The sequence below is a fragment of the Aeromonas sp. 75A genome (assembly GCF_051919425.1).
GTDB classification, from domain to species: domain Bacteria; phylum Pseudomonadota; class Gammaproteobacteria; order Enterobacterales; family Aeromonadaceae; genus Aeromonas; species Aeromonas veronii.
In genome coordinates this window covers 1,990,931-2,012,500 of the sequence record NZ_JBQBES010000002.1, presented here as the reverse complement: position 1 = coordinate 2,012,500, position 21,570 = coordinate 1,990,931, and the positions used below count along the sequence as shown (strand labels likewise).

At 58.9% G+C, this 21,570-nt stretch carries 15 protein-coding genes, 1 tRNA gene, 2 rRNA genes and 1 riboswitch (1 of these 19 running past the window's edge); of the genes, 15 read left to right on the top strand and 3 right to left on the bottom strand.

Annotated features, from left to right (window positions below):
- From ACTG2T_RS09240 to hemB, 14 genes are all read left to right on the top strand, one after another.
- A 23S ribosomal RNA gene (locus ACTG2T_RS09240) occupies positions 1–2,760 on the top strand (it extends 130 nt beyond the left edge of the window).
- Between the two features lie 83 nt (positions 2,761–2,843).
- A 5S ribosomal RNA gene (rrf, locus tag ACTG2T_RS09235) occupies positions 2,844–2,958 on the top strand.
- A 46-nt stretch (positions 2,959–3,004) separates the two neighbouring features.
- A tRNA-Thr gene (locus tag ACTG2T_RS09230) sits at positions 3,005–3,080 on the top strand.
- 252 nt (positions 3,081–3,332) lie between these two features.
- Positions 3,333–4,577 carry a cytosine permease gene (gene codB, locus ACTG2T_RS09225; protein WP_123172081.1) on the top strand — a complete coding sequence of 415 codons (1,245 nt, stop codon included), beginning with the start codon at positions 3,333–3,335 and terminating at the stop codon, positions 4,575–4,577.
- On the top strand, positions 4,571–5,836 hold the full coding sequence (locus ACTG2T_RS09220; protein WP_123172082.1) for a cytosine deaminase: 1,266 nt from the start codon (positions 4,571–4,573) through the stop codon (positions 5,834–5,836). Before codB ends, ACTG2T_RS09220 begins: the two co-directional genes overlap by 7 nt.
- A gap of 95 nt (positions 5,837–5,931) precedes the next feature.
- Positions 5,932–6,309 (top strand): fluoride efflux transporter CrcB, encoded by a 378-nt coding sequence (crcB, locus tag ACTG2T_RS09215; RefSeq protein ID WP_005339378.1) that lies wholly within the window; start codon positions 5,932–5,934, stop codon positions 6,307–6,309.
- Positions 6,310–6,374: 65 nt separating this feature from the next.
- Complete coding sequence (gene ubiE, locus ACTG2T_RS09210) at positions 6,375–7,127, top strand: bifunctional demethylmenaquinone methyltransferase/2-methoxy-6-polyprenyl-1,4-benzoquinol methylase UbiE (protein ID WP_005342396.1); 753 nt, start codon at positions 6,375–6,377, stop codon at positions 7,125–7,127.
- Positions 7,128–7,135: 8 nt separating this feature from the next.
- Positions 7,136–7,744, top strand: a complete 609-nt coding sequence (locus ACTG2T_RS09205) for a ubiquinone biosynthesis accessory factor UbiJ (protein WP_123172083.1) — start codon at positions 7,136–7,138, stop codon at positions 7,742–7,744.
- The gene (ubiB, locus tag ACTG2T_RS09200) at positions 7,744–9,384 is read left to right on the top strand and encodes a ubiquinone biosynthesis regulatory protein kinase UbiB (RefSeq protein WP_005339383.1); all 1,641 of its coding nucleotides are present in this window, start codon (positions 7,744–7,746) and stop codon (positions 9,382–9,384) included. Before ACTG2T_RS09205 ends, ubiB begins: the two co-directional genes overlap by 1 nt.
- A gap of 42 nt (positions 9,385–9,426) precedes the next feature.
- Positions 9,427–9,678 carry a Sec-independent protein translocase subunit TatA gene (gene tatA / locus ACTG2T_RS09195; protein ID WP_005339385.1) on the top strand — a complete coding sequence of 84 codons (252 nt, stop codon included), beginning with the start codon at positions 9,427–9,429 and terminating at the stop codon, positions 9,676–9,678.
- A 3-nt stretch (positions 9,679–9,681) separates the two neighbouring features.
- Positions 9,682–10,146 (top strand): Sec-independent protein translocase protein TatB, encoded by a 465-nt coding sequence (gene tatB, locus ACTG2T_RS09190; protein WP_064335034.1) that lies wholly within the window; start codon positions 9,682–9,684, stop codon positions 10,144–10,146.
- Positions 10,143–10,898: a twin-arginine translocase subunit TatC gene (gene tatC, locus ACTG2T_RS09185; protein ID WP_058058793.1), complete on the top strand. Its 756-nt coding sequence runs from the start codon at positions 10,143–10,145 to the stop codon at positions 10,896–10,898. Before tatB ends, tatC begins: the two co-directional genes overlap by 4 nt.
- 188 nt (positions 10,899–11,086) lie before the next feature.
- The gene (locus ACTG2T_RS09180) at positions 11,087–11,872 is read left to right on the top strand and encodes a TatD family hydrolase (protein ID WP_330125647.1); all 786 of its coding nucleotides are present in this window, start codon (positions 11,087–11,089) and stop codon (positions 11,870–11,872) included.
- A gap of 3 nt (positions 11,873–11,875) precedes the next feature.
- Complete coding sequence (gene hemB / locus ACTG2T_RS09175) at positions 11,876–12,892, top strand: porphobilinogen synthase (protein WP_139433813.1); 1,017 nt, start codon at positions 11,876–11,878, stop codon at positions 12,890–12,892.
- Between the two features lie 83 nt (positions 12,893–12,975).
- Here the strand turns inward: hemB and ACTG2T_RS09170 are convergent, their stop codons facing one another.
- The 3 genes from ACTG2T_RS09170 to ACTG2T_RS09160 form a co-directional block, all read right to left on the bottom strand.
- Entirely contained in the window at positions 12,976–16,482 is a 3,507-nt protein-coding gene (locus ACTG2T_RS09170) for a hypothetical protein (protein WP_330125646.1), read from the bottom strand.
- 168 nt (positions 16,483–16,650) lie between these two features.
- Positions 16,651–17,613: an immunoglobulin-like domain-containing protein gene (locus ACTG2T_RS09165; RefSeq protein WP_439973786.1), complete on the bottom strand. Its 963-nt coding sequence runs from the start codon at positions 17,611–17,613 to the stop codon at positions 16,651–16,653.
- Complete coding sequence (locus ACTG2T_RS09160; protein WP_439973785.1) at positions 17,610–18,839, bottom strand: glycosyl hydrolase family 18 protein; 1,230 nt, start codon at positions 18,837–18,839, stop codon at positions 17,610–17,612. Before ACTG2T_RS09160 ends, ACTG2T_RS09165 begins: the two co-directional genes overlap by 4 nt.
- A gap of 54 nt (positions 18,840–18,893) precedes the next feature.
- Positions 18,894–18,979, bottom strand: a riboswitch (cyclic di-GMP riboswitch).
- Positions 18,980–19,403: 424 nt separating this feature from the next.
- On the opposite strand from ACTG2T_RS09160, the gene prlC reads away from it, so the two are divergent.
- Complete coding sequence (gene prlC, locus ACTG2T_RS09155; RefSeq protein ID WP_330125644.1) at positions 19,404–21,446, top strand: oligopeptidase A; 2,043 nt, start codon at positions 19,404–19,406, stop codon at positions 21,444–21,446.
- Positions 21,447–21,570: the final 124 nt, after the last annotated feature.

Sequence of the window (21,570 nt, the reverse complement as noted above, 5' to 3'; positions counted from 1 at the left end):
CACCCAAGATAACTTGGGTATCTGTTACTGAATACATAGGTAACAGAGGCGAACCGGGAGAACTGAAACATCTAAGTACCCCGAGGAAAAGAAATCAACCGAGATTCCCTCAGTAGCGGCGAGCGAACGGGGATTAGCCCTTAAGCATCTTGGAAGTTAGTGGAACGGTCCTGGAAAGGCCGGCGATACAGGGTGATAGCCCCGTACACGAAAACAACCTTGATGTGAAATCGAGTAGGGCGGGACACGTGACATCCTGTCTGAATATGGGGGGACCATCCTCCAAGGCTAAATACTCCTGACTGACCGATAGTGAACCAGTACCGTGAGGGAAAGGCGAAAAGAACCCCTGTGAGGGGAGTGAAATAGAACCTGAAACCGTGTACGTACAAGCAGTGGGAGCCCTTCGGGGTGACTGCGTACCTTTTGTATAATGGGTCAGCGACTTACATTTTGTAGCGAGGTTAACCGTATAGGGGAGCCGTAGGGAAACCGAGTCTTAACTGGGCGTCTAGTTGCAAGGTGTAGACCCGAAACCGGGTGATCTAGCCATGGGCAGGTTGAAGGTTGAGTAACATCAACTGGAGGACCGAACCCACTAACGTTGCAAAGTTAGGGGATGACCTGTGGCTGGGGGTGAAAGGCCAATCAAACTCGGAGATAGCTGGTTCTCCCCGAAAGCTATTTAGGTAGCGCCTCGGACGAATACTACTGGGGGTAGAGCACTGTTTGGGCTAGGGGGTCATCCCGACTTACCAACCCCATGCAAACTCCGAATACCAGTAAGTAATATCCGGGAGACACACGGCGGGTGCTAACGTCCGTCGTGAAGAGGGAAACAACCCAGACCGCCGGCTAAGGTCCCAAAGTTCTGGTTAAGTGGGAAACGATGTGGGAAGGCTCAGACAGCTAGGATGTTGGCTTAGAAGCAGCCATCATTTAAAGAAAGCGTAATAGCTCACTAGTCGAGTCGGCCTGCGCGGAAGATGTAACGGGGCTCAAACCAGGCACCGAAGCCGCGGATTCACACTTATGTGTGAGTGGTAGGGGAGCGTTCTGTAAGTCTGCGAAGGTGTATCGAGAGGTATGCTGGAGATATCAGAAGTGCGAATGCTGACGTAAGTAACGATAAAGGGGGTGAAAAGCCTCCTCGCCGGAAGACCAAGGGTTCCTGTCCAACGTTAATCGGGGCAGGGTGAGTCGACCCCTAAGGCGAGGCCGAAAGGCGTAGTCGATGGGAAGCAGGTTAATATTCCTGCACGACTTGTAATTGCGATGGGGGGACGGAGAAGGCTAGGTGGGCCAGGCGACGGTTGTCCTGGTGAAAGTGCGTAGGTGGTGTTTCCAGGCAAATCCGGAGACACAACACTGAGACACGAGACGAACGCACTACGGTGCGGAAGCCATTGATGCCCTGCTTCCAGGAAAAGCCTCTAAGCTTCAGATTACAAGTCATCGTACCCCAAACCGACACAGGTGGTCGGGTAGAGAATACCAAGGCGCTTGAGAGAACTCGGGTGAAGGAACTAGGCAAAATAGAACCGTAACTTCGGGAGAAGGTTCGCTCCTGACAGTGAAGTCCCTTGCGGATGGAGCAGTTGGGAGTCGCAGTGACCAGATGGCTGGGACTGTTTATCAAAAACACAGCACTCTGCAAACACGAAAGTGGACGTATAGGGTGTGACACCTGCCCGGTGCCGGAAGGTTAATTGATGGGGTTAGCGCAAGCGAAGCTCTTGATCGAAGCCCCGGTAAACGGCGGCCGTAACTATAACGGTCCTAAGGTAGCGAAATTCCTTGTCGGGTAAGTTCCGACCTGCACGAATGGTGTAACCATGGCCATGCTGTCTCCACCCGAGACTCAGTGAAATCGAATTCGCCGTGAAGATGCGGTGTACCCGCGGCTAGACGGAAAGACCCCGTGAACCTTTACTACAGCTTGGCACTGAACATTGAACCTACATGTGTAGGATAGGTGGGAGGCTTTGAAGGCGTGACGCTAGTTGCGCTGGAGCCGTCCTTGAAATACCACCCTTGTATGTTTGATGTTCTAACGCAGGGCCCTGAATCGGGCTCGCGGACAGTGCCTGGTGGGTAGTTTGACTGGGGCGGTCTCCTCCCAAAGAGTAACGGAGGAGCACGAAGGTTGGCTAATCCTGGTCGGACATCAGGAGGTTAGTGCAATGGCATAAGCCAGCTTAACTGCGAGACGGACAGGTCGAGCAGGTACGAAAGTAGGTCATAGTGATCCGGTGGTTCTGAATGGAAGGGCCATCGCTCAACGGATAAAAGGTACTCCGGGGATAACAGGCTGATACCGCCCAAGAGTTCATATCGACGGCGGTGTTTGGCACCTCGATGTCGGCTCATCACATCCTGGGGCTGAAGTCGGTCCCAAGGGTATGGCTGTTCGCCATTTAAAGTGGTACGCGAGCTGGGTTCAGAACGTCGTGAGACAGTTCGGTCCCTATCTGCCGTGGGCGTTGGATGATTGAAGGGAGTTGCTCCTAGTACGAGAGGACCGGAGTGAACGAACCTCTGGTGTTCGGGTTGTCACGCCAGTGGCACTGCCCGGTAGCTAAGTTCGGAATCGATAACCGCTGAAAGCATCTAAGCGGGAAGCGAGCCCTGAGATGAGTCATCCCTGACCCCTTGAGGGTCCTAAAGGGCCGTTGGAGACCACAACGTTGATAGGTGGGGTGTGTAAGCGCGGTGACGTGTTGAGCTAACCCATACTAATTACCCGTGAGGCTTAACCATACAACACCCAAGAAGTGTTCTAAGGCTTGTAGCAAATACCAAGCGAACTACTTACGTCAGCTTTCTCAGATTGAAGATTTTTGCCTGGCGGCCATAGCGCCGTGGAACCACCTGATCCCATGCCGAACTCAGAAGTGAAACGCGGTAGCGCCGATGGTAGTGTGGCATTCGCCATGCGAGAGTAGGACACTGCCAGGCACCCAATTTCAAGATTACGCCCAGCGTGGTCTTTACCGGTTAGTGTGCTGATATGGCTCAGTCGGTAGAGCGCATCCTTGGTAAGGATGAGGTCCCCAGTTCGATTCTGGGTATCAGCACCATTAAATAGAAAGCCTCCCTGAAAAGGGGGGCTTTTTTGCATCTGTCATTTTTGTGATATCCCCTTACATTCCCTATTCCCGCCACCCCCTCTGCTTGCAGTCGACACAGTTTATCTGCTGATTTGAGTCCCGGTGTGTTGCTCATTTGACTGCTATTGATGGTTTTATCCAGAGATTTAACCATGATTGATTGACGTAAAACGTTTTACATGTAAAATCCGGCGCGTTTTGCCTATTACGTGGAGAGAGAGCATGGCGCAGGATAACGAATACTGTTTGGGGGCGGTACCCGCCAAAGGGCGCAAAGGTGTGCTGTCGTTGATGCTGGTGATGCTTGGCCTGACCTTCTTCTCTGCCAGCATGTGGACCGGTGGTGCGCTGGGTACCGGTCTGGTGTTTGACGACTTCATCAAGGCGGTACTTATCGGCAACTTGTTGCTGGGGATCTACACAGCCTGTCTCGGTTATATCGGTGCCTCAACCGGTCTCTCTACCCATCTGCTTGCGCGATACTCCTTCGGCGTCAAAGGTTCCTGGCTGCCATCCTTGCTGCTGGGCGGTACTCAGGTCGGCTGGTTTGGTGTCGGTGTCGCCATGTTTGCGCTGCCGGTGCAGAAGGCGACCGGCATCGATGTGAACTGGCTGATCGCCATTTCGGGCATTCTGATGACGGTAACCGTCTACTTCGGGATCTCCGCCCTGATGGTGTTGAGCTTTGTGGCGGTACCGGCCATTGCACTGCTCGGTGGCTACTCGGTCTGGCTGGCGGTGACCTCGACCGGTGGCATGGCTGCACTGCAGCAGGTACAACCAAGCAATCCCATCGAGTTCACCACGGCGCTGACCATGGTGGTCGGTTCCTTTATCAGTGCAGGAACCCTGACCGCCGATTTTGTTCGATTTGGTCGCAAACCCTGGGGCGCCGTCATGATTACCATGGTGGCGTTTTTTTTGGGCAACACGCTAATGTTCGTCTTTGGTGCAGCCGGTGCGGCGGTGACCGGTCAGGCCGATATCTCGGAAGTGATGCTGATGCAGGGGCTGCTGATCCCCGCCATTCTGGTGCTGGGCCTCAATATCTGGACCACCAACGACAACGCTCTCTACGCCTCCGGCCTCGGTTTTGCCAACATTACCGGTCTCAAGAGCAAGCCCCTCAGCGTGATCAACGGCCTTATCGGTACGGCTTGCGCCCTCTGGCTTTACAACAACTTTGTCGGCTGGCTGGCCTTTTTGAGTACGGCAATTCCGCCGATCGGTGGCATTATCATCATGGATTTCCTGCTCAATCGTGAGCGTTACCGTCAATTTGCCGATCAGCAGTTCGAGACGGTGCGCTGGCAGGCGCTTGTCGCCACGGCAGTCGGGGTGGCTGTCGGCAAGTGGCTGCCGGGCATAGTGCCACTCAACGCGGTATTGGGCGCCGCCTTCACCTATTTCATTCTGGTTCGCCTCACCCAGCGGCCGGTTCTGGTACAGGAAGTTAACAAATGCTGATTCAACATATTCGTTTGGCCGATCGGGCAGGGTTGTGGCAGATCCGCTGTCAGGATGGGGTCATCACCGCCATCGAACCCCATGACGAGCATGCCGTCGCCGGTCGGGTGCTGGACGGGGAGGGCGGTCTGGCGATCGCTCCCTTTATCGAACCCCACATTCACCTCGATACCACCCAGACGGCGGGCGAGCCGAGCTGGAACCTCTCCGGCACCCTGTTCGAGGGGATCGAGCGCTGGGCCGAGCGCAAGGTGCTGCTGACCCATGAGGATGTGAAGCAGCGCGCCATCCAGACACTGAAGTGGCAGATCGCCAACGGCATCCAGTTTGTGCGTACTCACGTTGATGTCTCCGACCCCAATCTGGTGGCGCTCAAGGCAATGCTGGAGGTGCGGGAGGAGATGAAGGAGTGGGTCGAGCTGCAGATCGTCGCCTTCCCGCAGGAGGGGATCCTCTCCTATCCCAACGGCAAGGCACTGCTGGAGGAGGCGCTCAAGCTGGGTGCCGACGTGATTGGCGCGATCCCCCACTTCGAGTTTACCCGGGAATATGGGGTCGAAAGTCTGCACTACATCTTCGATCTTGCGGAGAAGTATCAGGTTCTGGTCGATGTGCACTGCGACGAGATCGATGACGAGCAGTCCCGTTTCATCGAGACGCTGGCGACCTTGGCCTACGAGCGGGGTATCGGCCACCGGGTCACTGCCAGTCACACTACCGCCATGCACTCCTACAACGGCGCTTATGCTTCCCGCCTGTTCCGGCTGCTGAAGATGGCGGACATCAACTTCGTGGCCAATCCGCTGGTGAACATTCACCTGCAGGGGCGGTTCGATACCTATCCCAAACGCCGCGGCATTACCCGGGTGAAGGAGATGCTGGAGGCGAACATCAACGTCTGCTTCGGTCACGACGACGTGTTCGATCCCTGGTATCCCATGGGCACCGCCAACATGTTGCAGGTGCTGCACATGGGGCTGCATGTCTGCCAAATCATGGGCTACGAGCAGATCAACGACGGTCTGAAGCTGATCAGCAGCCACAGCGCCCGCACCCTGAACGTGCAGGATCGTTATGGCATCGAGGTGGGCAAACCGGCCAACCTGTTGATCCTGCCTGCCGAGAACGGCTTCGATGCGGTGCGCCGTCAGGTGCCGGTGCGTTACTCGATCCGCCACGGCAAGGTGATTGCCCAGACCCGCCCGGCCCAGACCGAAATCGTGCTGGGTCAACCAGAGCCCATCGATTTTCGCCGCTGAGATTTCAATCAGGCTGGATGTCGATTAGTTCCGCCTCTGGGCACAAGGGCCGCCATTGCGACATAATGGCGGCCTAACCCTGAGGGAGTGACACCATGCAAACCTGGTTCTATGTTGCTGCAGGGGGCGCCATCGGCGCCTGCCTTCGTTTTGGGATTGCCGAACTGATGGCCTTGCTGCTGGGGCGCCACTTTCCTTACGGGACTCTGGTGGTCAACGTGGTGGGCTCTTTCATCATGGGGGTGGCATTCGCCCTCATCAGTCATGGTCATGTGGTAGAACACCCGATGAAGCCGCTGCTGATGGTGGGGATCCTCGGTGCCCTGACCACGTTTTCTTCCTTTGCCCTCGATACGGTAGTGCTGGCTCAACATGGAGCCTATCTGAAAGCGCTGCTCAATATCGGTCTCAATCTCTTCCTCTGTCTTGCCATGGTGGTGCTGGGCATGCAGTTGGTTGCGAGCCGGGTTTAAGGTGTCCGGACGCCAGTGGCTCTGGTAAACTGGCGGCCATTCTTTGCTCTATGGGTGTTTAAGGGATGTCAGAACAAGCAACGACAACGCATTTTGGCTTTAAAACCGTGGCCGCGACCGAGAAGGAAACTCTGGTAGCAGGTGTCTTCCATTCGGTGGCAGCCAAGTATGATCTGATGAACGATCTGATGTCGTTCGGCATCCACCGCCTGTGGAAGCGCTTCACCATCGACTGTTCCGGTGTGCGCAAGGGCCAGAAGGTGCTGGATCTGGCCGGTGGTACCGGTGACTTGACCGCCAAGTTTTCCCGCATCGTCGGCGAGACCGGTCAGGTGGTGCTGGCGGATATCAACGACTCCATGCTGAAAGTGGGCCGCGACAAGCTGCGCAATCTGGGGGTCGCCAACAACGTCTCCTACGTGCAGGCCAATGCCGAGGCACTCCCCTTCCCGGATAACCACTTCGACGTCATCACCATCGGCTTCGGCCTGCGCAACGTCACCGACAAGGACAAGGCGCTCGCCTCCATGTTCCGGGTGCTCAAGCCGGGTGGCCGTCTGCTGGTGCTGGAGTTCTCCAAGCCGGTCAGCGAAGTTATCGCCAAGCTCTATGACCTCTACTCCTTCAAACTGCTGCCGAAAATGGGCGAAATTGTCGCGAACGACAGTGAAAGCTACAAATATCTGGCAGAGTCCATCCGTATGCACCCGGATCAGCAAACCCTGGCTGGCATGATGGAAAATGTCGGTTTCGAGCAGGTGGAGTACTTCAATCTGACTCAGGGTGTGGTCGCCCTGCACCGCGGTTACAAGTTTTAAGGTTGCCTATGCCGATGGATGCCATGGTCACCGCGGTGATCGAAACCACCCTCAACCAGTTGCTGGTGCTGGACAAACAGAGCCCGGAGCGGCTGCGCAAACTGGTGGGCAAGGTGCTCAAGCTGGAGCTGCGTGAACTCAAGCCGCTCTGGTTTGTTTTCTCCGAGCGTCGGCTGGATGTGCTGGCCCAGCATGAAGGGGAGGCCGATGCGGTGCTTAGCCTCTCCCTGACCGCCCTCGGTCTGCTGAAAGACCCGTCCGCCCTGACCCGCTATATCCGCGAGGAGAAACTGGATCTGAGCGGTGATCCCCAGCTGGTACAGGCATTCAGCGTGCTGCTGGGTGAGCTGGATATCGATTGGGAGGAGGAGCTGTCGCGCTATACCGGCGACGTGCTGGCCCACACCCTGTTCAGCGGTGCCCGTCAGGCGCGTCGTCTGGTCGGCCGCGAGCTGTGCCGCACCCGCAGCCAGCTGGCGGAATATCTGACCGAAGAGGCTCGCCTCGCCCCCGGCCCGCTGGAAGTGGCGAGTTTCAACGATGACGTCGAGGTGCTGGCCCAGCAGCTCAAGGCCGTCGAACTGCGGCTGGCCCGCTTCGAACAGCAGGTGACCTGATGACCCCGAAGGAGTTCAAACGCCTCTATCGCATCATCACCATCCTGCTGGAGCAGGGCATCGACGAACTGGTGCCCGCCCGCTATCAACCCTGGCCGGGTCGTCTGGCCCGTCGCTCCCTGTTCTGGCTCAAGAACAAACAACCGGATCTCAGCCGCGGTGCCCGCATTCGCCTCGCCTTCGAGGCTCTTGGCCCCATCTTCATCAAGTTTGGCCAGATGCTCTCGACCCGCCGCGACCTGCTGCCGCCGGACATTGCCGAGGAGCTGGCCCTGCTGCAGGACAGGGTGCCCCCCTTCTGTGGTCAGGCGGCGCGCCAGCAGATCGAGCTGAGCCTGGGTTGTCCCATCGAAACCCTGTTTGACGACTTCGACGAGACGCCGCTGGCGTCGGCTTCCATCGCCCAGGTGCATACCGCCCGCTTGAAGGAGAGTGGCCGCGAGATCGTCATCAAGGTGATCCGTCCCGACATCGAGCCGGTTATCGAGGCTGACCTGCGGCTGATGCAGGCGCTGGCACGTCTGGTGGCCCGCTTCGTGCCCCAGAGTGCGCGGCTGCGCCCCATCGAGGTGGTGGAGGAGTATCGCAAGACCATCCTCGACGAGCTGAATTTGATGCGCGAAGCGGCCAACGCCATCCAGCTACGGCGCAATTTCACCGGCTCCGAGGCACTCTATGTGCCTGAAATCATTACCGACCTCTGCCGCGAGCAGGTGCTGGTGATGGAGCGCATCTACGGTATTCCGGTCTCCGATATACCGGCGCTGGAAGCCAACGGCACCAATATGAAGCTGCTGGCCGAGCGCGGGGTCGAGGTTTTCTTCACCCAGGTGTTCCGCGACAGCTTCTTCCATGCCGACATGCACCCGGGCAACATCTTCGTCTCTTACGAACATCCGGAAAACCCGCTCTGGATCGGCATCGACTGCGGCATCGTCGGTACCCTCAATCGGGAAGACAAACGCTATCTGGCGGAGAACTTCCTCGCCTTCTTCAACCGCGACTATCGCCGGGTGGCGGAGCTGCATGTGGAGTCGGGCTGGGTACCGGCAGACACCAAGGTGGACGAGTTCGAGTTCGCCATCCGCACCGTGCTGGAGCCCATCTTCGAGAAGCCGCTCTCCGAAATTTCGTTCGGTCACGTGCTGCTCAATCTGTTCAACACTGCCCGCCGCTTCCATATGACGGTGCAGCCACAGCTGGTGCTGCTGCAAAAGACCCTGCTCTATGTGGAAGGGTTGGGGCGTCAGCTCTACCCGCAGCTCGATTTGTGGCAGACCGCCAAGCCGTTCCTCGAAAACTGGATGCACGAACAGGTCGGGCCCAAGTCGGTATTGAACGCCATCAAGGAGAAGGCGCCATTCTGGGCCGAGAAGCTGCCGGAGCTGCCGGAGCTGGTCTATGAGACCCTGCGTCAGACCCGTCATCAGCAGCGTCATTTCGACCAGATGTTTGCCGAGTTCCGCCGTCACAGCCGTCGGCAGGGGCAGGCCCGCTACCTCTTAGGGGTTGGAGCCAGCCTGCTATTGGCGGGTGTATTCTTGCTGACCCAAAAACAACACATTGAGTGGGGACAAGCCAGTCTCGCCGGTGCAGCCCTCTGCTGGCTGGTCGGCTGGTTGCGAACCCGTTCCCATTAATCAACAACCGCGCCGTCAGGCGCCTGTTCTGGAGAGAAAATCATGGGTGGTATCAGTATTTGGCAATTGTTGATCATTGCAGTCATCGTCGTGCTGCTGTTCGGTACCAAGAAACTGCGCGGCATTGGCGGTGATCTGGGCGCGGCGGTCAAAGGGTTCAAGAAAGCCCTCTCCGACGAGCCGGCTGATGCCAAGGCCGAGCAGAAAGATGCCGAGTTTCCCCCGAAACAGCTGAACGAAGCGGCCACTCAGAGCAGTGAGACCGCCAAACAGAAAGACAAAGACCAGGCCTAAGCCATGTTCGATATCGGTTTTTGGGAGCTGGTCGTTATCGGTGTGGTAGCACTGGTGGTACTGGGGCCCGAGCGGCTGCCGGTTGCCATCCGCACGGCTACCCACTGGATCCGCCTCATTCGTTCGACCGCGAACTCGGTCAAGTCCGAGCTGGAGCAGGAGCTCAAGTTGCAAGAGCTGCACAACGACCTCAAGAAGGCGGAACAGTTGCAGATGAGCAACCTGAGCCCCGAGCTACAGGAGTCCATCGAACAGCTCAAAGCGGCGGCCCAGTCGGTCAATCGCCCCTATCAGGTGGAGAACGAGATCCGTCCGCCGCGCCCCGAGCCGGTCGCCCAGGCTGAGCCTGCCACGCCGGTTGAGCCTGCGGTGCAGCTGAGCCACGACGTGCCACCGGTCAATAGCCAGCGAGAGAGTGAGCCGGTGCCGGTCAGCGATTCCGTAGTAAAAGGGGAGGTGAAGCCATGAGTCAGGCCGAACAACCCCTGATCAGCCATCTGGTTGAGCTGAGAACCCGCTTGCTGCGCTCCATTACCGCCATTCTGGTGGTGTTTCTGGCGCTGATCTACTTCTCCAACAACATCTACGACTTCGTGGCCCAGCCGCTGCTCAGCCAGCTGCCGGAAGGGACCAGCATGATAGCGACGGATGTGGCGACCCCCTTCCTGACGCCTATCAAGCTGACGCTGGTGGTCTCCTTCTTCGTGGCGATCCCCTATCTGCTCTATCAGGCCTGGGCCTTTATCGCCCCCGGTCTGTACCAGCATGAACGGCGGCTGATCATGCCGCTGGTGGTCTCCAGTGCCCTGCTGTTCTATGCGGGCATGGCGTTCGCCTACTACGTGGTGTTCCCGCTGGTGTTCGGTTTCTTCACCAGCACCGCACCCGCCGGGGTGACGGTGGCGACCGACATCGCCAGCTATCTGGACTTCGTACTGACCCTGTTCTTCGCATTCGGGGTGGCGTTCGAAATTCCGGTGGCTACCATACTGCTCTGCTGGACCGGCGTGACCACACCGCAAAACCTGAAGGAGAAACGTCCCTACGTTATCGTCGGGGTGTTTGTGGTCGGCATGCTGCTGACGCCGCCTGATGTCTTCTCCCAGACCCTGCTCGCCATCCCGATGTGGGCGCTGTGGGAGATAGGTCTGTTCTTTGCCCGCTTCTACGTGAAGAAAGAAGATGAAGAGCAACAGGAACAACCGGATGGGGAGAGCTGAGGCTCTGTTCGTCACCTGTTTGCCGGACGGCGAGAGGATGACGACGTCCGCAGGAATAGCAGAACGAGGGGAGCTAAGGCTCCCTTCCTCTTTTCATGCTCCCGTTCGAGGCGTATGGTAAGGCCCCATTCGGTAGATGGTTTTCAAATACCTGATATGTATTCCTTTTGTCTGGAACTCCTCATCCCATGATCGATATCGGTTTAAACCTGACCAGCAGCCAGTTTGCCGGCGAGCAGGCTGAGCTGGTGGCCCGTGCCCGCGCCGCCGGAGTGGAAGCGCTGATCCTCACCGGTACCGATCTGGCTGGCAGCCGCGAGAGCGCCGGGTTGGCCGCCCGCTGGCCGGGCTACTGCTTCTCCACCGCCGGGGTACACCCTCACGATGCCAAGAGTGTCGATGAGGCGACCCTGCTCGCCTTGCGCGAGCTGGCAGCCTTGCCGCAGGTGGTGGCTATCGGCGAGTGCGGCCTCGACTACAATCGCGACTTCTCACCTCGTCCGGTGCAGGACACTGTATTCGACGCCCAGCTGGCACTGGCCGCCGAGCTCGGGATGCCGGTGTTTCTCCACTGCCGCGATGCCCACGCCCGTTTTATCGAGATCCTCCGTCCCTGGTTGCCGAAGCTGCCGGGTGCCGTGCTGCACTGCTTCACCGGTTCCGACGAGGAGCTGGACGAGTGTCTGGCGTTGGGGCTGCATATCGGGGTGACCGGCTGGCTCTGCGATGAGCGCCGTGGTCAGCTGCTGCGCGAACAGGTAGCGCGTATTCCGGCCGGTCGGCTGATGATCGAGACCGATGCCCCCTATCTGGTGCCGCGAGATCTGAAACCGCGCCCGAAACGCAACGAACCCGCTTTTTTGCTGCACATCGCCCAGGTGGTGGCGGCCTGTCGTGGTGAAGCGCCCGAGGCCTTGCTGGCCCATACCCGGGCCACCTCCGCCGCGTTCTTCCAACTTCCTCTCCAGGAGTGATTCATGGCTACAACTCTTCCGGGCGCCTTTCCGGGCCGCCGCCTGCGCCGTCTGCGCAAACATGATTTCAGCCGTCGTCTGGTGCGCGAGAACGTACTGACCGTCAACGATCTCATCTATCCGGTGTTCGTGCTGGAGGGGGAGAACCGTCGGGAAGCCGTTCCCTCCATGCCGGGGGTGGAGCGTCTCTCCATCGATCTGCTGCTGGAAGAGGCTGCCGAGCTGGTAGAGCTGGGCGTGCCCGCCATTGCCCTGTTCCCGGTGACCCCGCTGGAGAGCAAGAGCCTGATGGCGGAAGAGGCCTACAACCCGAACGGGCTGGCCCAGCGCACCGTGCGTGCCCTCAAGGCCCGCTTCCCGGAGCTGGGGGTGATCACCGACGTGGCGCTCGATCCGTTCACCACCCACGGTCAGGATGGCATCATCGATGACGAAGGCTATGTGCTGAACGACATCACCACCGAGATCCTGATTAAGCAGGCGCTCTCCCATGCCGAGGCCGGGGTCGATATCGTCGCGCCGTCCGACATGATGGATGGCCGCATTGGCGCCATCCGCGCCGCGCTGGAAGAGAACGGCTTCGTCAACACCCAGATCATGGCCTACTCCGCCAAGTACGCCTCCTGCTACTACGGCCCGTTCCGCGATGCGGTCGGCTCTGCCGGCAACCTCGGCAAGAGCAACAAGGCCACCTATCAGATGGATCCGGCCAACAGTAACGAAGCCCTGCACGAAGTGGCGCTGGATATTCAGGAAGGGGCCGACAGCGTGATGGTCAAGCCGGGTATGCCCTATCTGGACGTGGTTCGTCAGGTGAAGGATCAGTTCGGCGTGCCGACTTTCGCCTATCAGGTCAGCGGCGAGTACGCCATGCACATGGCGGCGATCCAGAACGGTTGGCTGAAAGAGAAGGAGACCATCATGGAGTCCCTGCTCTGCTTCAAGCGGGCCGGGGCCGATGGCATCCTCACCTACTTCGCCAAGCGCGTGGCGCAGTGGTTGAAGGAAGATGCCCGCTAAGCCGGGTTGAAGAGATAAACGAGAGGGGGAGCCGATGGCTCCCCCTCTGTCGTTATGGCTCTCTTTTGGTCACGAGCGGCTGATTACAGCTTGATCCAGGCATCGCTCCAGTGGCTGCCGGTACCCGGTGCATAGTGGCTGGCCACACCACCGCACCAGCCGCTGTAGGGCCAGGGTTTGCACTCGTAGTTGCCACCGTTATTGCTGACCCGTTCGCCACTCTGATAAGCGGTGCCCGCAACATAGGCCGGGTAGCTGCCGTTACCACCGTCATTGTCACCACCCGGAGCCTGTTCCACCAATGCCAGGGTGAAGCGGCGCTCGAAGCCCTGCTTGCTCCCCTCAGCCATGCCCGCCAGCAGCAGCTCGTAACTGCCGGCCGCTAGGCCCGACTGTGCCAGCTGCAGGGAACCCTGACCATCGATCAGGGCGCTGCCGGTGGCGACCGGATTGCCATCCTGCAACAGGGTCGCGGTGACGGTCACCGGGTTGGCGGTGGTCAGCGTCAGGCTGAAGTCGATCGCGCCGTTGACGATGAGATATTCGGCCGCCAGATCGGTGACGGTGAAGTCACTGCTGCTACCGGTCGTGGGCAGAATGAAGTCTCCGCTCAGGTAGGTCAGACCGGTCCAGCCGGAGCTGGTCAGCCAGTGCTTGCCATTGGTCTGATAGACGTTGGGCAACTGGGTGCACTGTTTGTTGTCATTGACGAAGCCGATACCGTAAAAGCCCGCCACATTCTTGTAGCAGAGCTGGCGACCATTCTGGTGCAGCACTGGCTGATCCAGCTTGCCCTTGTGGTGGAGTGACAGCCAGTCAAACTGGTTGATGGCCGAGACCAGCGGCACAAACTGGCCATCGGGCTGACGATAACGGATCAGGGATCCGGCATCACAGAGCAGACCATCAGCCTGCTGTTCGACGTAGCCGTAGTACTGCTCGCCATCCTGGAAGGTGAACCGGCAGAGATTGCCTTTCTCCGACTCCTTGGGGATCCAGCCCATCAGCAGTCGCTCCTGATTGTTCAGGGCTGCCAGCTGCCCGGCACTGAAGTCGCTGCCGTTGGCTACCCAGCCTTGCGGCATGGTGGAGAATTGCATGAAGTAGTGGTCGGTATAGTACATGTGGCTGTCAGCGCGGTGCTTGCGAGCCCCCTGGCTGACCGAGTTGTAGCGATAGATGTCGTTTTCCGGCTTGTGGAAACCGTTGAGATCATCATCTAGATAGGGCAGGTCGCCCTTGCGGATATGGTAGTTGGCCATGCCCGTCATCAGCGGGTGCCAACCGTGGCTGCCACGGGCAAACGCACTGTCATGACTGTAGGACTTCCCATCGAAGCCGTGGCCAAATTCGTGGGCAATGATGCCCCAACTGCCGTAGTAGTGGCTGACAAAGTTAAAGGTATCGACCCCGGTGATGCCACCACTCCCCAGCCCGCCCCCCATGGCGGTGATCCCCAGGTTGAGGTAGGGGCGCTTCATCAGGCTGTGGTAGTAGTAGTCATAATCGGCGGCCGTAAAGATCCCGTTCGGCACATAGCTGTTGCCGCCATTGCCGAACATCTCGTAGCCATTCACCGCCTTGAAGTTGTACCAGACGTGTTTGAACTCCTCGGTCGAGACCATGTAGGCCAGGTTGGTGGCGATGATCAGCCACTCGCGGGCGTAGAGGGCATTGATGGGGCGCCAGGAGCCGCTGGTGTTGGTGGCGAAGCGCACGTTCCAGCTTGGCTTGAGGCGTGCCAGCTTCTGGGCAAACGGATCCGAGTTGGAGCTGAACCTGTGATCGAACTGGGCAGGCAGATTGATGCTGTTGTCGAGCAGGTTGTTGAGATCAAACACACCATCGCGGCTGGCGCTGTTGAAGCGTCCCTGTTCGCCAAAGGCGCTCAATGGCAGGGTGATTTGGGCATAGGCGGGCAGGCGATCGAGCTGGCCCAGGATCAGCCACTTGTTGATACCGTTCAGGCGTGACTCGATATTGATGTCATGCAGCTCTCTGGCGGCATAGTTGGTGATGCGCACCGTGTCGTTATCAAGCAGCTCGGTCTTGACCAGCGAATTGATGTTGACCGAACGCTGGGCGCGATCGATCAGTACCTCGTAGGGTTCGTCATTGCGCAGTATGTAGCTGACTGCGGCCGGCATCAGCTGATCGAAGATCAGCGGGCGAGCCGGCAACTGCTCGTCGGCCGTGAAGCTGATCTCCTTGCTCAGCAGCTGGTTGAAACCCAGGCCGCGTTCGTTGGCGGTGACAAGTGCCGAGCCCGCCAGCTGGAGATCTTTCAGCGCCGCCACGGGCTGCTGGTTGATCTCCCGAACAGTAAAGGTCGGGTTCTTGAACTGAAAGTCGTTGGCGATCAGGGTATCGACATCATGCCATTCGATGCGGTCCTTGAAGTTCACCACCAGTCGATCGCCATCCATGTCGATTTTTTGCAGATTGCTGTCTGCGATCACCTGCTCAGGCGCCAGCGGTGTGTTGCTGGCGATGGCATCAGCCAGTTTGCGCAGGTCATAGATGTAGTAGTTTTTGCCTGCGGTGTGGGCCAGGAGATAGTCACCCACCTGATGGAGTTGCACCAGACGGTGGCTGTATTTTCCTTCAAAGGCGAGCCGACCGGCGATGGGGGTCTTGAGGCTGTTCTCCGGCGTCACATCCTGCTGGCGGTAGACCTTGATCTCGCTCAGCGCATCGGCCACCAGCACGTAATCCTGATTGGCAAAGACGGCCTGGGCGCGGTGCAGGCTGTTGCTGCCGGAATCCCGACCGGTTCCCAGGGTGGTGACATGGCGATGTTCATCGGCCAGATCGAAGATATCGACCCGGTGCGAGTAGCGCGAGACCACGTAGAGCAGGTTGTTGCGGACAAACAATTCACTGACCTGGTTGTAGGCCGTGGTACTGCCGGTTTCGGTGCCGCGGATCTCGCCAATCTGCTGGCGGCTCGGGATATCGATAATGGCCACATGGCCCGGATTGCCGTTCTGGCTGACATAGAGCCGATCCTGATAGCGCTCGACCGCCGTGATCAGGCTGGCGTCCAGCCCCAGCTGGTCGGCCGTCAGCTCCTCGCCTTTGTCCAGATATTGCAGCGAGGTGGCAAACGAGTTGACGCTGCAGGAGCTGGTCTCCATCACCACACGGGTGCGTTCGCCATTCTGGATCTGGCCGTGGGGGAAGTACTCCAGCAGACAGCCGTTGCCGTAGTCATAGTTGCCAAAGCGCTTGTTGACCGCAACGACCCCACCGTCGTACCAGGTCAGCTCCCACTCCTCATCAAAGAAATCAAAGACGTTACGAATGGCTGTTTCGTCGAAAAAGTGGGGTTTGGGCAGATCGAACAGGATGTGGTTATCCGCCGTCAGCGGGTAGAGCAGGCCGTTGATGGCAAGGTGGCGCTTGCCATCCTTGATGATCACGTTCTGCTCGTCAGCCGCACTCTGATGCAGCGCGGCGAGGCGCGCCGTCATCTGCTCGTAGTGTTCCTGATAGGTTTGTTTGAAATAGGCTTGTTCGCGCTCATCGGCCACGACATGGGCCGACAGCAGCAGACCGAGCAGGGTGGCAAGCTTGGTGGTTCTTGGCATGGTGATTTCCTTATCTTGGTTGTTGTTGGACGTTTTTTGGTGGTTGGCAAGCATGTAAAAGAGAAGGGCTAACCCGTCCGGGTCAGTGCATCCTGCCCATCGGCAGCGTGGCCGACGGGCAGGATATGGGCGGGGGCCTGTCAGCCCCCGTTAGTGGTTGGGGCAAGGTCAGAGCTTGATCCAGGCATCGCTCCAGGCACTGCCGGTACCCGGTGCATAGTGGCTGGTCGAGCCGCCACACCAGCCGCTGTATGGCCAGGGTTTGCACTCGTAGTTGCCACCGGCATTGCTGATCCGATCACCGGCCTGATAGCTGGTGTTGGGGGCGTAGGCCGGGTAGTCACCCTCGCCACCGCCGCTGTTCTCTTCGGTCAGCGCAACCGGGAAGCGCTGCACCACCGGCTGCTGGCCGTCTGCCAGACCGGTGATGACCACGTCGTAGCTGCCATCGGTGACGTTGCTGCCCTGCAGTACCAGGGTGCTGGTGCCGTTCACCTGGCTGCTGGTGGTGCCGTGGCTGTGGCCGCTCTGCTCCAGAGTCGCGGTGATCTGTACCGGGTTGGCGGTCGTCACGTTGAAACGGATGCTGACCTGACCGTTGACAATGGTGTAGTCGGAGCCCATAGCGCTGACGGTGAAGTCGCTGCTGCCTTCGGCGGGTGGCGTTGTGCCGCCGCAATCGCTGTCGCCCTGTACGCGCCAGACGCCCCAGTCACCCGTGGTGCCCGGCTCTTCGTTCTGGGTCCACCAGCCGGCCAGCCAATTCTTGCCGTTGTGGCTGACGATGTCGCCGCCCACATAGACCTTCTTGGCATCCCAGCTATTTTCACAGACGGCGCCCTGCTCCCTGACGGTCACGTTGCGCTGCTGGGTTACCTGCTGACCGGCGCTGTCGCTCACCTGATAGGTGAGGGTGTAGCGGCCGACCTTGCTGCTGTCGACGTTGCCGCTGACCTTGATTTGGGCGGTCAGGTCGCCATCTTCTTCATCATGGGCGCTGACGCCGGTCATCGGATCGAAAGCGGTACCCAGTTCCAGCGTGGTGTCGGTGACACCGCTGAACACCGGCTTCATGCTGTAGACCTCGATGGTACGTACTTGCTCGGTGACGTTGTTGTCGCGATCGCTCACCTTGTAGGTGAGGGGTAGAGGCCGATACGCTGGGTGTCTACCGAGCCTTCCACCTGGATCTGGCCAGTCAGGTCGCCATCTTCCTTGTCGTTGGCGCTGACACCGGCCAGCGGATCAAAGGCGGTGCCCTGCTTGATACGGGTATCGCTCAGGCCGCTGAACACCGGCTTGCCGTTGTCGACCGGCGGCGTGATCTCCTGATCGTGGATGAAGGGGCCGTAGCTCTTGATGAAGGATTCGTTGTAGGACTGACCAGCGGCGTTGCGGCCCATGTCCCAGTTGATGGACCAAGTCATCACGCCACGCAGCGGTTGCCCCTCGCTCTTCAGGCGGTTGAAGGCGTTGTAGAGCTTCTGCGGATCCTGCACATAGCCGGTGGCGGCGGCGTCGATGTTGGTCGGAATGCCGAACACCAGCTTGTCATGGGGGATCTTGTAGAAGCCGCGGGTACCGTTGCTCAGCGAATCCGCCATGTAGTAGATGAACTCTTCTTTCAGGGCATCGTTGTTCTGGGCAATCCAGCCGATGCCATCGATGTAGATACCGTCGCCACCCTGGTTATAGAACTGGGGGTTGATCCAGTCGTAGTACCCTTCCAGATTGCGGATATAGGGGATGTAGGCGCCAGTCTGGGTCAGATAGGGGAACTCCGGCGCCATGGTGATGAGGAAGTTTTTCCCCTGGGCGCGGTAGTGATCCTTGACCAGACGCAGGGCCGCCGGGATCACGGTCTGGTTGTCGGCGGCGGTGATGGCGGCCTGCTCCAGATCGATATCCAGCCCGTCGAAGCCATAGGTCTCCACCAGACGGATGATCTCGTCGGCAAAGGCCTGCTCCTGACCCTTGCGCAGCTCGATGTGCGCATCGGCACCGCCCAGCGCCAGCAGCACGGCACGGCCCTGACGGTTCAGCTCGGCGATCTGCTCAATGAACTGGCTTTCGCTCATGCCGATGGCCGGGTCGAGTTTGAAAGTGGGGATGGGATCGCTGCCATAGACCTTCATGAAGGAGACATCGACCACGTTGTATTGCGGGTTGACCTGATCGAGCTTGACGCAGGGGGCGATACCGCCCTTGTAGCCCGAGCCGTCACACCAGTTGTGCCAGTAGCCGACCACTACGCCGGACTGGGGGTTAACCATCGCCTGACCGGCACTGGCGGCATATGCCATGGGGGCACCCATGCCGAGCAGGCAGCCCAGCAGGGATAACTTCAATTTGTTCATCTTGATATCTCCATACAGTACAAACGGAGCGTACAGCTATGGCCGAACGCTCCCGGGGGCAGCCCCGCTGTCATAGGTGTTTTCCCTTAGACCGGTGGCTTTGCGTCGCGCCCTTTCGGGTCACTTTGCCTTTTTCACCCGATTTCTGTGCAGCACAGAGAATCAAGTGACCTGAGTAACAGGCTGCTTATGATATGCACTTAAAAACAAATTAATCAACGTATGTGCATGATTTGTTTTGGTTATTAACTTGTCGGTTGGTTATTTTCCAAGCATGGAAAGGGCCGGTGATAGGCCGCTGTAACCTACTCTTTTGTCGATTGGATTTGGTCTGCTCCCTTGTGGTTCGAGAGTTGAAAAAGCCGCAAAAAGAGCAAAAAAGTACCGATTATTCATGCTGTTGCCGTCCAGTATCTGGCAGAGAGGTGTTTGAGCTCACAAAGAGGGGAAAACAGTGCCGAGAGGTGGATTCCCGCTTGATTATTGCGTGGCTTGGCCACATGTTAGAAAGCCATACAGAGCTGCTAAAGCGGTCTGTTCAAGACCAAACAAGAGGTAACCGGGATGAATAACCCTTTGCTGACAATGGATTCGCTGCCCCCTTTTAGCCAGATCAAGCCGGAGCAGGTTCAGCCTGCCGTGATGCAGGCTATTGCTGACTGCAAGCAGAAGATCAGCGATGTGCTGGCCCAGCGTGATCCCCATACCTGGGATAGCCTGATTGCCCCGCTGGAAGAGGTAAATGACCGTCTGTCACGGATCTGGTCACCGGTCAGCCACCTCAACTCCGTACTCAACAGCGAAGCACTGCGCGAGGCCCATGACGCCTGCCTGCCGCTGCTCTCCGAATTCCAGACCTATGTCGGTCAGCATGAAGGGCTCTATCAGGCCTATCTGGCCCTCTCCCAGAGCGATGATTTCCCGCTGCTGAGCGGCGCCCAGCGCAAGGAGATCCAGAACACCCTGCGTGACTTCCGCCTCTCCGGCATCGGTCTGCCTGCCGAGGCGCAGCAGCGTTACGGCGAAATTCAGGCCCGCCTCTCCGAACTGGCCTCCCGTTTCAGCAACAACGTGCTGGATGCCACCCAGGGCTGGCACAAGCTGGTGGCCGATGAAGCCGAGCTGGCCGGTCTGCCCGACAGTGTGCGTGCCGCTGCCCGCCAGATGGCTGAACTTAAAGGCAAAGAGGGGTGGCTGTTCACGCTGGATATCCCCTCTTATCTGCCGGTGATGATGTATGCCGACAACCGCGAGCTGCGCGCCGAGATGTACGAAGCCTTCACCACTCGCGCCTCCGATCAAGGCCCCAATGTGGGCAAGTGGGACAACTCCGCCATCATGAGCGAGCTGCTCACCCTGCGCCGCGAACTGGCCCAGCTGCTGGGCTTTGCCAACTATGCCGAGCTCTCCCTGGCCACCAAGATGGCGGACAAGACCGAACAGGTGGTGAGCTTCCTCACCGATCTGGCGGCCAAATCCCTGCCACAAGGCAAAGCCGAGCTGGAGGAGATCCGCGCCTTCGCCGCCGAGCAGCATGGTCAGAGCGAGCTGGCCGCCTGGGATCTCGCCTACTACGCCGAGAAGCTCAAACAGCACAAGTTCTCCATCTCCGATGAGCAGCTGCGCCCCTACTTCCCCGCCAGCAAGGTGGTGAAGGGGTTGTTCGAAGTGGTGAAGCGGGTGTTCGGCATGAAGGTGCGCGAGCGCCTCGGCATCGACACCTGGCACCCGGACGTGCGCTTCTACGATATCTTTGATGCCGACGACGAGCTGCGCGGCAGCTTCTATCTAGACCTCTATGCCCGCGAGCACAAGCAGGGCGGCGCCTGGATGGATGTCTGCCTGGGTCGTCGCTACCGTCAGGATGGTTCACTGCAAAAACCGGTGGCCTACCTGACTTGCAACTTCAACGGTCCGGTGGATGGCAAACCGGCGCTGTTCACCCACAACGAAGTGGTCACCCTGTTCCATGAGTTTGGCCACGGCATTCACCACATGCTGACCCGCATCGACGTGGCCGGTGTCGCCGGTATCAACGGCGTGGCGTGGGATGCGGTGGAGCTGCCGAGCCAGTTCCTCGAGAACTGGTGCTGGGAGTCCGAGGCGCTGGCCTTTATCTCCGGCCACTACGAGACCGGCGAGCCGCTGCCTGCCGATCTGCTGGAGAAGATGCTGACCGCCCGCAACTTCCAGGCGGCGATGCAGATGTTGCGCCAGCTTGAGTTCGCTCTGTTCGACTTCCGCCTGCATCAGGAGTTTGATCCGGCCAATCCGGCGCAGCTTCCGGCGCTGCTGGATGAGGTGCGCAGTCAGGTAGCTGTGATGACGCCACCGGCGTTCAACCGCTTCCAGCACAGCTTCTCCCACATCTTCGCGGGCGGCTATGCGGCGGGCTACTACAGCTACAAGTGGGCTGAGGTGCTCTCTGCCGATGCCTTCTCCCGCTTCGAGGAGGAGGGGATCTTCAACCCGGCGACCGGCCAATCCTTCCTGAAGAATATTCTGGAGAAGGGGGGCTCGAAGGAGCCGATGGAGCTGTTCCGAGCCTTCCGTGGCCGTGAGCCCAAGGTGGATGCGCTGTTGCGACACAGCGGGATCGCCGCCTGAGATTCCTGACCCGCCGCCTGTGTGAGCTTCAAGCAGGTACACTGTTTTGCGGCATAGTGGGATCGAGTCGTGATTTCTGCGACAAAAAGGGACCTTTTGGTCCCTTTTTTCAAGGCTTTTTAAT